Source organism: Psychrobacter sp. M17(2026), assembly GCF_055699815.1.
In genome coordinates, this window is record NZ_CM146741.1 from 1,425,350 (window position 1) to 1,438,341 (window position 12,992).

Here is a 12,992-nt window from a genome sequence, read left to right on the forward strand (position 1 = left end):
TATACTTGAAATTCACCTAGTTTCATACCGCTATAGGCAAAGCAATATAGCAGGGCTTTTTCAACAGACCCGAATAAAGATCAATTCTTTAATTCGCTATCAGTTTACGTCTGTTTACTTAATTAAATTGCTGTATAATGAGCCATCTGATTGCTCGATTTAAAATACCCTAATAGCTTAACTATTTAATAAGGATTTATTATGCTACTACAAGGACAACGTTTTGTCGTAACTGGCATCGCAAGCAAACTCTCTATCGCTTGGGCGATCGCTGAAGCGCTGCACCGTGAGGGTGCTTCACTGATCTTGACCTATCCTAATGATAAAATAAAAAAACGGGTAGATATGGCAGCCGAAGCGTTTGAAGCGGATCTTGTCCTTGAGTGTGACGTAGCCTCTGATGAGTCTATCGCTGCTTGCTTTGAGCAAGTAACGGCTCATTGGGGTGACGGAATTGACGGTGTTGTTCATGCCATTGGCTTTGCGCCGATGGATCAGCTCGATGGTGATTTTGTCAACGCGACCACTCGCGAGGGTAGTCATATTGCTCATGATATCTCAAGCTATAGCTTTGTAGCACTCGCCAAAGCGGCGCGCAAGCTACTAGCGATGCGTCATGGCTCTATGTTGACGCTCACTTATGAAGGTAGCATCTCAGTACTGCCTAACTATAATGTCATGGGTATGGCAAAAGCTAGCTTAGAGGCCAGCGTACGCTATCTTGCTACTTCTATGGGCTCTGAGGGCATCCGAGTTAATGCTATCTCAGCAGGTCCTATCCGTACGCTAGCAGCAAGTGGTATCAAGTCATTCCGTAAAATGCTTGATATCAGCGAAAAGATAGCCCCTCTACAGCGTAATGTGAGCCAAATGGAAGTTGGTAATGCTGCATTGTTCTTGTTATCGCCATGGGCCTCAGGTATCACAGGCGAGATTATGTTCGTTGATGCCGGTTTTAACACCGTCGCTATTAGCGAGCAGCTCATGACGTTGGGTGATACTGAAAAATAGTCTCAGCAAGGTTATATAACTTAAGTGATAATAGTTTAAGAAGGCGGCCAACGGGCGGCCTTTTTTGGTTATACTAAGGGCATTTTTGAGCGACCAGCTTATAGGCAATAGCTATGATAACCAGACTTCCAAGGTGGATATTGTGGGGCGGGGCAGTATTGGCATTTAGCGCAGGCTGTCTGAACACTGCCGCGCTAATGGGCTTTACTAACTTATCCGTATCGCATGTCACAGGGAACGTAAGCTTATTTTCAGCCGCTATTGCTCATTTTGATGGACGTAGCATTCTCTATATTAGTGCGTCTTTATTGGCCTTTTTGGCAGGCTCTATACTTAGTGGCTTTGTGATCGGGCAGACCTCTCTAAAGTTGGGTCGGCGCTACGGTAACGCGCTATATATAGAGGCGGCTTTACTGCTGCTCAGCTATTTTCTCTATCAGCAGCACGATTATTTAGGTCAGCTTACCGCTGCTATGGCTTGCGGGTTACAAAACGCTATGGTTGCCACTTATAGTGGTGCGGTCATTCGCACCACGCACTTAACAGGCTTGACCTCAGATATGGGTGCTTCAATCGGCAACTGGCTGGCAGGACGCTCTATTAGTAAACCGACGCTTGGCTTTCAAGCTATCATTTGGTATTGCTTTTGCGGCGGCGGGGTAGTCGGGGCTTTTTTGTATGCAAGAATCGGCTACGGATCATTATTTGTGCCTATTACTATCGTATTGATAGCAGCATTTGTTTATAACAAAGCTTCTGATAGATTACCAGAGAGACGACAACCTAAACGCAAAAAGCGCTTATCACAGTTATAAATATAAACAGTGGTAAGCGCTTTTTGTAATATACAGCTTTTACAGTGGTAGAGCTGTTAGATCAGACTATTCGTCTTCAGCGTCTTTGTGGTCTTCATGCTCATGCATAGCTTGCATCATACCTAGTGCTGAATCATCAGTACGTTGCTGATCCTCTTTGGCTAAATCGTCTTGATTAATATCTTTCGGCGCCAGCTTAGTGGTTGGGTCAACTTTATTACGTGTCATAGTATGCTCCATTTAGTTATTATTATATAACGATGTCTTAACTCTTTAATTATGAATTAATATTGATACCATTAATAGAGTATCATTACATCTCTTTGGTATCTGTGTGTAAAGAGATACCTGCTGATAGAGATATTGTACAGAGAATATTTAAGAAGTACCTGAGTACTTATTTCTAAGATAATGTTCAACACGCTGTATTATAATGGTTTTATATACTTTGCACATTCTTATGTTTCTATAGATAAAAGTCTGTTACTATCATTTTTTTTAGATAGCAACAGACCCTAATTAAAAAATTAACTTTATATTATCTACTAGGTCTCTTATGTAATGAGGGTGAGTCATGCCAGAACAAAGATTAGATAGCCATATTCCTGATGATGGCAATGAGTATTTATTTACGGATACTTTTCCCAAAGGAACAGGTAAAGGACTAATTGTGGTCGCTATAGCCGCGATTATCAGTGTCATTATCTATAACGTATTGCCTTATGATATCAATGCTAATAAAGGTCTAGCAGTGCTATTTTTTATAGGCGCATTATGGTTGACTGAAGCCATCCACGTGACGATTACTGCTATATTGGTGGTAGTCGTCGGTGCCTTAGTAGGTATACCAGAGTTTGATGCCAAAATAGGTTTAGAGAGTTTCGCCAACCCTATTATCTATTTATTTTTCGGTGGTTTCGCTTTGGCAGCCGCCCTACATGTACAGCAATTAGATCGAAAAATTGCTCTAAAAATTCTATCGATGTCAGGTGGTAAGCTTGGCACGGCAGTATATTTAATATTTGGCGTTACCGCTTTTCTATCGATGTGGATATCGAATACTGCTACGGCTGCGATGATGCTACCACTAGCTCTAGGTATTCTTACCCAAGTGGATCGTGAAAAAGATAGAGGGACTTTTGTTTTTGTGCTTCTAGGTATTGCTTATTCCGCAAGTCTTGGCGGTTTAGGGACGATCGTCGGCTCACCTCCAAATGCTATTGCTGCCGACGCTTTAGGTATTGCCTTTATCGATTGGATGAAGTTTGGTATTCCAATTATGCTAGTGCTATTGCCCTTGTTATTGGGTGCCATGTACTTTGTGCTTAAACCTAACCTTAATCGTAAAGTAACACTTGCCCAAGACGACTCTATCGAGTGGAACAAGCCACGGATAGTCACTATCATCATCTTCATTTTGACTGCGCTTAGCTGGATATTTTCTAAGCAGCTTGGTGCCGCGCTTGGCATTAGCGATACCGATGCTGTGATTGCATTGACAGCGGCGGCAGCTGTCGTTAGTTGTGGACTGGTGTCATGGAAACAAGTTTCAGACAATACTGACTGGGGCGTACTCATGCTTTTCGGTGGTGGTATCGCATTATCAACGGTACTTAAAGTGTCTGGCGCCTCTTTAGTGCTAGGTCAAACAGTTGCTAATGCTTTAGCAACTGCGCCACTAATCTTAGTGATGATTGCTGTATCGGCCTTTATTATCTTCTTGACAGAGTTTGCCTCTAACACGGCATCTGCTGCATTGCTAGTTCCTGTATTTGCCGCAATTGCAGAGCAAATGGGCGTACCGACTGAAGTCTTGGTATTGGTTATTGGTATTGGTGCTTCTTGTGCCTTTATGCTGCCTGTTGCAACACCACCAAATGCTATTGTATTTGGTACAGGGCTCATAAAACAATCGGAGATGATACGAGTTGGAGTCGTGCTCAATATTATTGCTATGTTCGTCGTTGGTTTGTGGGCGTATTTCTTTTTACTATAACGGCTTATTAACTTAACGATATATCAAAAAAACCGCTGTCTAAATGAGTTAGATAGCGGTTTTTTCAACAGACCCTAGACTCTAGCCAATATAATCCAGCCATATCCAACCATTTTCAAGCCATTCCATTAGCTCATCAGGATCGATATCTTCAATATCATCTTGTTGGATTTGCTCGCCATCAGCAAAGCGCTTTAACAGCGCAGTTGCGGTATTATCCAATCCGTCTAGTCTTTGTCCATTAGCATATAGAGTAGTGTTGCCATCATACTGATTATAAAGCAGGCGATTGCTATAATCGGCTTGCAAAGTAGCACCCTCAGCCAAAGCTTGCATCAGCTCATCAGTGCTTATAGTCTCTTCTGGCATTAATGCATCGTACTGGCGCTTACTAACGACTTCACAAACCGCTTGACGAATAATATCAGCGCCTTGCTCAGATTGCAGTAGCTGTAATAGCTGAGAGGTTATCGCGTCAATACTGTTCCCTTGCAGCTCGCCTGATACTTGAGACGCTTGCGGTAGTAGCATCGGGGTGAATAGGCGACTATCATTGGTTGCCACATCGGCCAGACTATCGATAATTTGCATCAAATTAGGACGGCGACAGCCAAATGAAAAGGTCAAACAATCATCCTGCGCTAAGCCAAAATGCGATAATTTAGGGGGCACGTATAGTACATCACCAGCTTCTAATACCTCATCAAAAATTATCTCACCCATATCATCAAAGAGTCGTATAGGTTCGCCTGTTACAAACTCAGTATGCTCATCACACACCTTGCCAAGTTGCCAGCGCCGTGAGCCGTATCCTTGGGCTAAGAATACATCATAATCATCATAATGCTTACCGACTGAGCCGCCTTTTGGGGCGTAGGACACCATAATATCATCGCGCTGCCACTGCGGTATAAAGTCAAACGCTTGCCATAACTGTCCAAGATCGGCTGACCACTGTTCCAAATTTTGTACTAACACGGTCCATTGTTCTGGCAAATTATCAAAGTCTGTCTCTGTCAGTGGACTCTTTTTGACTTGCCATTGTGGCTCATTGTTTTGCTTAGCAGCGGACTGAGTCAATAATCTGGCACTAGCCTCTTCCTCTAGCGCTAAGGCCAAGATATCTTCTGGTTCAAACATGCCAATGAGCTGAGGTAATCCTTGTCTAATCAACAACGGCTTTTTTTGCCAGTATTCACTCAAAAATTGCTCAGCAGAGAGTAACTCAGGTAAACAAAGTGCTATAGCGCTCATAGGAAGATCCGTATGGTTATAAAAAATTAAAGGGCTTGTTGTCAGGATGTATTTGAACTTTCACAAGAGGGTATATCGTTAGCAAATGGCTTTAGTAATGCTGTTTAATAGTTTATGATAAGCGACTGCTTACCCGTCTAAACCTAATTTGAGAAACTTATGAAAAAACTACAGATTATCGCTATTATTACGAGTCTTTTTTTCCTGCAAGCTTGTGTACACAAACTCGTCACCGTACCTGTAAAAGTCGCTTATAAAACCACAAAGGGGATTGCCAAAGGCACAGTAGCAGTCGGCAAAGCCATTATACCTGGTGATAGTGATGACGATAAAAAAGACGATTAATCCTACTAAATAAGCTTACTTAATAGGTAAAACTTGCTGCTTGTGCTTGTTATTTCTATCAAAAAAGACAGTCATTGCAGCAGCGGTAATGCCGCCAATCAATGCCAGCGCCATATCTTGGTGCGCATCCCACATATCTCCTTGCTGACCATTATAAGCTTCTGCCGCCTCAGGTGATAGCGTGGTAGCAATACCCCATTCAAATAACTCGTAGAGTAGGCTGGTTGACATATTCAGCATTAATGTTAATACGATCAACTGCTTAGTCGACTGAATTTTTAGCACATAATTTAAGCCCTGATACATGACGCTAAATATCAATAATCCATAGCTAAAATGCACGAGCCGATCATACATATTGCGTTGCCAGCCAAATACTGTACTTAATCGTACACCGAATAATTGCTGCGTCCAATCGTCGTAGGGCACATAAGAATATAAATAGCGTGCTCCAATGATATGGATGAATAAAAACAGAGTTGCGAGTACGTACGCCTTAGCGCTAATATGCCAGTAACGATACAATGCTACTATTACTGCCAAAAATATCAGCGTGCCCGCTTGGTGCAGTAGATAGCTTGACCATTCTAAAGGATTTATGCTGGCAAGTATCATGACAATTAGCACAATAATAGTGCTAATAAATACAGGATTAAAGCGCTTACTCATACATAAGCCTAGCCTTGATTAACATGACTTAAGAATTAAGACGTAAAAGAGTCGTATCATAGCAGTCACTAGCAAAAATATCTAAATATTGCTGTAATTAGTCTATTTTATAATAACAATGACTCTCATCATAAAAATTGCTAACACCGAGCTATTGATAATAAATTAAAGACTTATTAACGGTTATTTACTATAAATTCATAATATTTTTTTGCTAATATAATAAGTCAATGACTACATATTTTGAGGGCAATATGATTAAAAGTAAAAAAATAACCGTGGTTTATCAAGGGTATATTGACCCTGACAAGCTAGGATCAGGAAACTCCGATGGTACTGATTTTTTATATAACTTAGCCCAGACTAAAGCGGCGCTACCTGATGCCAAAATTATACTATCGACTTGGAATAGCTTTGAGTTTCCAGCCCAGTACAACACTGCGCAAAAGCTTGGCGTCGATAGCTTGATTTTGAACGAAGACCCAGGTGGATTACCTAATATTAGATTCGGTTTTGATGCGCCAAATAATGCCAATCGCCAAATTACCTCAGCAGCCGCTGGTATGGCATTAGTAGATACTAAATATGCGTTAAAACTGCGCGCCGATAGTTACTTAACCAACGCCAACCTACTAAGTATTTACGATCAGTATTTAGAAGCCGTGCAGCGTGGCGCACCGCAACGAGATAGCAATACTTTAACCTCAAAGAATAAGTCTAAAGCTAAATCCAAAAAAGCCACTGCTAAAGCTAAAAAGTCTGGCAAGAAAACCAATAAAAAGTACTCGCCAATTGCGGTCGCTAATTTCTTTACTATTGATCCTAGTATCTATCAGCATATGGCCTATCATGTTAGTGACTGGCTGCAATTTGGCCGCCGCAAGGTGTTGCAAGAGTACTGGTCAGTGAAACCTATGACTACAAAGAACGCAACTTATTTTGAAAATAACGCCCACGATATGGAGGCGACTTTTTATGATGATCAGTTCCGTACGCGCTTGGCAGTCGAGCAGCATATCGCCGTTAACTATGCCAAATCTCGCGGCTATAAAGTGCCAAATTTGTACAATGAGACCGATGAGACTATATTGGCAGGTCATGATCGCTTTTTGGCTGAGCATTTTGTAGTGCTTGATATCGATCAGTTGGGTCTAAGTTTTCCGAAATACGACTGGGTAAAAAACGATGAGTTTGCGGTGCTTAACTGTGTCAATCACGAAGATTGGTATCGTCTGTTTGCTGACTATTGGCAAGTGAGATCGCCTAATCAAGTGTTGTTGCAGGCAGGTGATGAGCGTCAAGCTCTAAAGCGTAATGCTGTGTCTATTACGACTAATCAGCTATCAATGAATCAAATTTATCCTCAATAGTATTGTTGACTCAAGTGCTCTGATAGCAAGTGTTTTGACCATAAGCGATTAACTAATAAAAGCGGCTAGTTAACTTTAACTGGCCGCTTTTATTGTTTTACAAAGCTATTAACTATCAAGTTAATCTGTTTTTAATCCTTTTCGTAATAGATAGTTATACTCATCAGGAGTACCACAAAAATCAATCTCATCAGCGTTGATACAGTGATAACGTACTTCTTTGCCTTGTTCAATTAATAAGTTATAAATAGGAGCAATGTATAGCTCGTTGTTGACCAGCATATTTTGCGCTTTTGCTTTGACTATCAAATCGATATATAGCGCTTTGCTCGCAAAATAGTACAAGCCATCACTACACAAATCTGAGATGCGCTGTTTTTCCGTGGTACGACTGACTCTATCGTTATCGTCTATTTCAATGAATGACCAGTGCTCACCATCACCGCGAAATACTTCTAAATAGCCTGCGCAATCATTGATGAAGTCAGGTTTTTTAAAGTCATAACGAAAGGTGTCAATGTTGAAGATAAATAGTGGTTCATCATCATTAATACTAGAATCCTTAATTCCTAACAGCACTGTTTCAGCTTGCCCTTGCGTCTCAAAATCTAAGACTCTAATAAGGTAATGCTTAATATTAAGCGCTTGCAACCGCTTTTCAACGAATTGCCTAGTATCAAAGCAATCTCGCAACACAATAACAAACAGCTCTGATTCAAAATAGCACCCAAAGGACTTGAGCGCTAAATCAAATACATACTCGTCATCGACAGTTAACTGATATTTTGGCACCTCAAATCCTGCCTTAAAAAAGCGACTACTAAGTCCCGCCATAGGAATCACAATCATTTAACTCTCCAAAATATTGTCAGTTTGCTCAGCATCGACTAACTGGTTACTGATGCCACTATGCTCAATAGGATTGATATACACATATTCTTTGTATAAGCGAAAAGCGTTAATAAGCATGGCTTGCTGCCGATCCGGTCTATCAGCGTGAAGAGGTAACATCGATAAAAACAGTAACACTACTGCTGGCATAATATCTATGGCATCTATACCTTCAACAAAGTTGAATTGTAGAAATTCCGCTTGAATACGCTCTAAGCGCTCATCCATATCAAAATGAATAATATTTCCTGCACCTTTTACCTCATGACTGGCAATAATCTCAAAGCGCCCAGCAATAATGAAGTCATACATACCAACTACTGAGTGAGCAAGCTTAGCCAAATCATAAGACATATCACCAAAAATACTAAAGTTTTCATAGCAATCGAGACCACGCGGGTCGATTAATTTTAATCGACGACCACGAGTATCAAATAGCATATTACTAAAACATAAATCACCGTGCATAATAACGGGACGTTTGGGCAATTTAAGCATTTTAGTTATGCAATCTTGGGTAATATCATGTATGGGGCCCAGCTCAATCCCTTGATAAAAAACTGGAGAGTGTAGATCAATTTGAGACGATTTTTGATAGGCTTTTAGACGGCTAAGTGTTTTTTTGCAGTATAGACTGTCTCGGCATTCATCAATATCGCTAGCATCAAGTGTATGGATATATTCTTTACTTGCAGCATGACCAAAATAATCTTTTATTAGATCAAATGTATTGCGCCAAAACCAAATAGGATTACGCCCATGAACATACAGCTCGTTCAATGGTAATAATGGCAAAAACTCCAAGCAGTAATAGGTCGTAATGCCGTCTTGCAAACGTCCATTATCAATAAATTGCGGCGTAAAACGTCGAAGTTTTGGTGGCAAATGAGAGAACCAGTAGATTTCCGCTTGAATCTTAATATCATCATTGCTCGTTTTAGTGACGATACCTGACTTTATAATTAAAGCATTAAAAGAGCGTTGAGTGGTGATACTAGATCTGGCATCAAAGTAACTTCTAAAATGACTGCAATTGTACCAATCTGTTGGCTGGACCTCGCTTACAGCAATACTGTTTTGATAATAAGCAATCGCTTCAGGAAAGCTCTTTGTAAAAAGTGCTAAAGCCTTTACCAAATCAGCTTTGGAAGAAAAACAGTAGTAGCCAAGCCAGCGCGATTCATTATCTTGACGCTGATATCTATCATACCAGTCGCCTTGTCTATTTTGATCAACGGTTGCGATACAATCACTATCGGTTGGGATATCATTGAGTAGTCGATTACCTTGCAGAATTCGGATTGGCTCAGTAGGACAATCAATCTCAATGTTAAGAACATGCAACATTGATTCAGCAAAGCCAATAGTATCGCAAATACGTTGAATACTAATATTCAGCTGATTGATGACCATTTGCTCATTGATCGTGAGTTGGTAATGCTGCGGTAGTGTCACTATTATTTTTTCATCAGCAAAATAACTACGAAAATTATTAACTTGTAGCTCCAGCATTTTCTTGTTGCCAATAGGAAGCATACAAGGTGGTATTGGACCGACTTCTGCCTCAAGCTCAGCATTCACAAACTTTGAAGAATGAATAATAATCATGGCGACATTCCTAATAGTTTACAGATATCCTCATAAGATAAATCCAAAAATTCTTTAGGTCGTATCGCTTTGTCATCGATATAAAACCCTTCAAAACCGCACCAAGGTTTACCGACATAGATCTCGTCGTAAGGAATATCATGTCTGGCCAGCCAGTCAATAATAATAGGCAGGGTGTTTTTATTAATCTCGCCAATATTGCTTGAATAGGTGCGCATGTTGCGACTGGTATTTAAAACGATAGTAAAGCCTTGGCTATGGTATTCGCGAAGTTTTTCTACCATCGCAAGGATAGGTTTGGCATTCGTATAATCAGAATTCTGTGTATTACATAAAGTATCATCTATATCGAAAATAAGACGTTTCATAAGTATTTTTCTTAATAATAAAGTCAAAGTTAGTAACGCTATTAGGCTGCACTTCGATTATTATTATGAATTAATCACTTATAAATCATGGTGGTAGTAGAATATAAATATCGTATTGTTGTTGTTTGTCTAAGCAAGTTAAAATTACATAATACTACTCAGGATTAGTGTAGATAGACAAAAAAATGACACCTAAAGAGGTGTCATGATGTTTTTTGGATGATATATGCATTACTAAATTTGACGATTAAAGCTTGGCAATCCACTCTTTAATAGTGCTTGCTTGCTCAGCGGCATTACCAATATAAGTCGCTGGCGTTAACTGTCGCAGACTGTCTTTATCCGCCTCACTAACGGCCGATAGCTCATCACTTTCTACAAAAGTCAGCATCGCCGCGCGGGTCATCGCATTACCACGAGTGAGCGCTTTTAGCTTCTCGTAAGGGTTTTCAACGCGATAGCGACGCATAACTGTTTGGATTGGCTCTGCTAGCACTTCTTGCGCCTTGTCCAAATCGTCATTTAAGCGTTGGGCATTCAATTCAAGCTTACCCACACCTTTTAAGCAAGCATCATAAGCGATCATGCTTTGTGCTAGACCAACACCGATATTACGCAATACGGTTGAATCTGATAAATCGCGCTGCATCCGTGAGATTGGTAATTTTTCACCTAAATGAGCGAGCATAGCATTTGCAACGCCCAAATTACCCTCAGAGTTTTCAAAATCAATAGGGTTAACTTTATGTGGCATGGTTGATGAGCCAACTTCACCGTCTTTTAGACGCTGCTTAAAGTAGCCTAAGCTGATATATTGCCAAATATCACGGTTAAAATCGATCAATATAGTATTAAAGCGCTTGAGCACATCAAATAGCTCGGCGATATAATCATGTGGCTCAATCTGCGTGGTATAAGGATTAAAAGTCAGCTCTAGACGCTCATTGATAAAGTGTTCAGCATGCATCTGCCAATCGACATCAGGATATGCCGAGTAATGAGCATTATAGTTACCGACAGCACCATTGATTTTGCCTAATAATTCAACTTGTCCTGCCTGCTTGATTTGACGCGCTAGACGATAAGCGACGTTCGCCATCTCTTTACCTAGCGTCGTCGGGCTAGCTGTTTGCCCATGAGTGCGTGACAGCATCGGTTGGTCAGCGTGGGTAATCGCCAAATCGACGATACTGTCTGTCACTTGTTGCATCTTAGCCAGCACGATGCTACGGCTGTCTTTTAGCATCAAGGCATAAGATAAGTTATTGATATCTTCACTCGTACAAGCAAAATGAATAAACTCTAAACTTTCTTCTAATTGCTGATTACCACGGAATTTGTCCTTAATGAAGTATTCAACGGCTTTGACATCGTGATTGGTTGTCGCTTCAATATCTTTGATTGCTTGGGCGTCGTCTTCACTAAAGTTGTCTACGATAGCATTTAAAAAGTCATTAGTATCACTATCAAAAGCGGCTAACTCTTCAATAGCCGTATTCTCAGCGAGTGACTGCAACCAACGAATCTCAACAGTGACACGGGCTTTTATCAGGCCAAACTCAGACAAATAAGGGCGTAAGCTGTCGGCTTTGGCTGCGTAGCGACCGTCAATTGGGGAGAGGGCCGTTAGGGCAGATAACGAGGTGGTCATAACAATACCTTTCAATGAATAGTAAGTGAATCAATTTATGGTGCAGTAGGGTGTTTTCGGTAGATGATTATAACAAGAGTTGCTACAAAAAAGGCATGATTAAAGCAAGTGTTTGGTTCAGGTTACCAAGCTATCAGAAAAAAGGGCTATATAAATAAAAACTACCACAAATCTAGTGTATATATACCCTAATATAAATATATACATTTGTTCATATTTTCATTGCACTTTAGAAATAAAACTGCTTAAATACGCTTGAAATGCTATTAAATTTTGGCTTGCTTAAGGAAAAATAACCAATGAATAAAAAGTTAAGCGTTGTGCTACTGAGCGCAGCTTTGGGATTAAGTGCTTGTGGTGGTGATTCTGATAGCAGTGGTTCTTCAAGCTCCTCTGGTGGCGCTCAATTAGACGGATTATCAAACTGTAATATTACAGGGAATATCATCACTGTTAATAGCATTGGCAGTAGCACGGCAAGTAGATGTGTAGTCAAAAAACCTAATATTAATAACGGCAAAAAGTTCTCATTGAGCTGTCAGATTTTTGGTCTGCCAAATCTGCCAGGTGGTCAGACTGCAAGATTTAGTATTTTAAGCGAGTCAGGTGGCGATGCTGATGATGTCAAACGTGACATTGAACGCAACCCAAATGGTAGATATGCCTATGATTGTGTCAATAATTCTAATCTAAATCCAAGTATACCTACCAGACCTACAAGACCGAGCCTACCTAATGTGAGTCCTGATCTTAATGTTTCTAAATCCTGCAGTATAGTAGGTAACACGGTAAATGGTTTTGGCAATGAAGATTGCAGATTAATAGGGGCAAATACTAATGCCGTTATTAGCTGTTATAGTAACTCACTATTGGTTAATGGCAGCTTTGAAGGTATTAGCATTACTAATACAACTTATACTTCAGGCAGAGCAAATATAGGCAAATACTCTATACAGTGTCCTTAATACAATAAAAAATGACCCTCTACTAATTTTTATTAATGAGCTATTCAAT

The 12,992-nt window shown here is 40.3% G+C and carries 13 protein-coding genes; 6 read left to right on the top strand and 7 right to left on the bottom strand.

Going from position 1 to position 12,992, the window contains the following annotated elements:
- Positions 1–201: 201 nt before the first annotated feature.
- The gene (locus ACR63T_RS06065; RefSeq protein WP_472785095.1) at positions 202–1,011 is read left to right on the top strand and encodes an enoyl-ACP reductase FabI; all 810 of its coding nucleotides are present in this window, start codon (positions 202–204) and stop codon (positions 1,009–1,011) included.
- Positions 1,012–1,124: 113 nt separating this feature from the next.
- Entirely contained in the window at positions 1,125–1,826 is a 702-nt protein-coding gene (locus ACR63T_RS06070) for a YoaK family protein (protein WP_201573201.1), read from the top strand.
- 66 nt (positions 1,827–1,892) lie between these two features.
- Here the strand turns inward: ACR63T_RS06070 and ACR63T_RS06075 are convergent, their stop codons facing one another.
- Positions 1,893–2,054, bottom strand: a complete 162-nt coding sequence (locus ACR63T_RS06075) for a hypothetical protein (RefSeq protein WP_201573203.1) — start codon at positions 2,052–2,054, stop codon at positions 1,893–1,895.
- A gap of 346 nt (positions 2,055–2,400) precedes the next feature.
- Here ACR63T_RS06075 and ACR63T_RS06080 point away from each other — a divergent pair, with 346 nt between their 5' ends.
- The gene (locus ACR63T_RS06080; RefSeq protein ID WP_472785096.1) at positions 2,401–3,822 is read left to right on the top strand and encodes an SLC13 family permease; all 1,422 of its coding nucleotides are present in this window, start codon (positions 2,401–2,403) and stop codon (positions 3,820–3,822) included.
- Between the two features lie 81 nt (positions 3,823–3,903).
- On the opposite strand, the gene ACR63T_RS06085 is transcribed toward ACR63T_RS06080, so the two are convergent.
- Entirely contained in the window at positions 3,904–5,076 is a 1,173-nt protein-coding gene (locus tag ACR63T_RS06085; RefSeq protein WP_472785097.1) for a JmjC domain-containing protein, read from the bottom strand.
- Between the two features lie 159 nt (positions 5,077–5,235).
- Between ACR63T_RS06085 and ACR63T_RS06090 the strand changes: the two genes are divergently transcribed.
- Complete coding sequence (locus tag ACR63T_RS06090) at positions 5,236–5,421, top strand: NF038104 family lipoprotein (RefSeq protein ID WP_201573207.1); 186 nt, start codon at positions 5,236–5,238, stop codon at positions 5,419–5,421.
- 15 nt (positions 5,422–5,436) lie between these two features.
- On the opposite strand, the gene ACR63T_RS06095 is transcribed toward ACR63T_RS06090, so the two are convergent.
- A complete protein-coding gene (locus ACR63T_RS06095) occupies positions 5,437–6,090 on the bottom strand; it encodes a DUF2238 domain-containing protein (RefSeq protein ID WP_305900122.1) in 654 nt (217 codons plus the stop codon).
- 254 nt (positions 6,091–6,344) lie between these two features.
- On the opposite strand from ACR63T_RS06095, the gene ACR63T_RS06100 reads away from it, so the two are divergent.
- The gene (locus tag ACR63T_RS06100) at positions 6,345–7,460 is read left to right on the top strand and encodes a WavE lipopolysaccharide synthesis family protein (RefSeq protein ID WP_472785098.1); all 1,116 of its coding nucleotides are present in this window, start codon (positions 6,345–6,347) and stop codon (positions 7,458–7,460) included.
- Between the two features lie 120 nt (positions 7,461–7,580).
- Here the strand turns inward: ACR63T_RS06100 and ACR63T_RS06105 are convergent, their stop codons facing one another.
- The 4 genes from ACR63T_RS06105 to purB all read right to left on the bottom strand — a co-directional run bounded on the left by ACR63T_RS06105 (position 7,581) and on the right by purB (position 11,978).
- Complete coding sequence (locus ACR63T_RS06105) at positions 7,581–8,309, bottom strand: glycosyltransferase family 2 protein (RefSeq protein ID WP_472785099.1); 729 nt, start codon at positions 8,307–8,309, stop codon at positions 7,581–7,583.
- The gene (locus tag ACR63T_RS06110; protein WP_472785100.1) at positions 8,310–9,959 is read right to left on the bottom strand and encodes a hypothetical protein; all 1,650 of its coding nucleotides are present in this window, start codon (positions 9,957–9,959) and stop codon (positions 8,310–8,312) included.
- A complete protein-coding gene (locus ACR63T_RS06115; protein WP_305900126.1) occupies positions 9,956–10,327 on the bottom strand; it encodes an HAD hydrolase family protein in 372 nt (123 codons plus the stop codon). Before ACR63T_RS06115 ends, ACR63T_RS06110 begins: the two co-directional genes overlap by 4 nt.
- A gap of 247 nt (positions 10,328–10,574) precedes the next feature.
- Positions 10,575–11,978, bottom strand: a complete 1,404-nt coding sequence (purB, locus tag ACR63T_RS06120) for an adenylosuccinate lyase (RefSeq protein ID WP_472785101.1) — start codon at positions 11,976–11,978, stop codon at positions 10,575–10,577.
- Positions 11,979–12,277: 299 nt separating this feature from the next.
- On the opposite strand from purB, the gene ACR63T_RS06125 reads away from it, so the two are divergent.
- Entirely contained in the window at positions 12,278–12,943 is a 666-nt protein-coding gene (locus ACR63T_RS06125; protein ID WP_472785102.1) for a hypothetical protein, read from the top strand.
- The last annotated feature ends 49 nt before the right edge of the window (positions 12,944–12,992 follow it).

What these genes read in the sequence shown, in the direction of transcription:
- ACR63T_RS06065 (WP_472785095.1), top strand. Translation starts at nt 202, where the DNA reads ATGCTACTACAAGGACAACGTTTTGTCGTAACTGGCATCGCAAGCAAA.
- ACR63T_RS06070 (WP_201573201.1), top strand. Translation starts at nt 1,125, where the DNA reads ATGATAACCAGACTTCCAAGGTGGATATTGTGGGGCGGGGCAGTATTG.
- ACR63T_RS06075 (WP_201573203.1), bottom strand. Translation starts at nt 2,054, where the DNA reads ATGACACGTAATAAAGTTGACCCAACCACTAAGCTGGCGCCGAAAGAT.
- ACR63T_RS06080 (WP_472785096.1), top strand. Translation starts at nt 2,401, where the DNA reads ATGCCAGAACAAAGATTAGATAGCCATATTCCTGATGATGGCAATGAG.
- ACR63T_RS06085 (WP_472785097.1), bottom strand. Translation starts at nt 5,076, where the DNA reads ATGAGCGCTATAGCACTTTGTTTACCTGAGTTACTCTCTGCTGAGCAA.
- ACR63T_RS06090 (WP_201573207.1), top strand. Translation starts at nt 5,236, where the DNA reads ATGAAAAAACTACAGATTATCGCTATTATTACGAGTCTTTTTTTCCTG.
- ACR63T_RS06095 (WP_305900122.1), bottom strand. Translation starts at nt 6,090, where the DNA reads ATGAGTAAGCGCTTTAATCCTGTATTTATTAGCACTATTATTGTGCTA.
- ACR63T_RS06100 (WP_472785098.1), top strand. Translation starts at nt 6,345, where the DNA reads ATGATTAAAAGTAAAAAAATAACCGTGGTTTATCAAGGGTATATTGAC.
- ACR63T_RS06105 (WP_472785099.1), bottom strand. Translation starts at nt 8,309, where the DNA reads ATGATTGTGATTCCTATGGCGGGACTTAGTAGTCGCTTTTTTAAGGCA.
- ACR63T_RS06110 (WP_472785100.1), bottom strand. Translation starts at nt 9,959, where the DNA reads ATGATTATTATTCATTCTTCAAAGTTTGTGAATGCTGAGCTTGAGGCA.
- ACR63T_RS06115 (WP_305900126.1), bottom strand. Translation starts at nt 10,327, where the DNA reads ATGAAACGTCTTATTTTCGATATAGATGATACTTTATGTAATACACAG.
- purB (WP_472785101.1), bottom strand. Translation starts at nt 11,978, where the DNA reads ATGACCACCTCGTTATCTGCCCTAACGGCCCTCTCCCCAATTGACGGT.
- ACR63T_RS06125 (WP_472785102.1), top strand. Translation starts at nt 12,278, where the DNA reads ATGAATAAAAAGTTAAGCGTTGTGCTACTGAGCGCAGCTTTGGGATTA.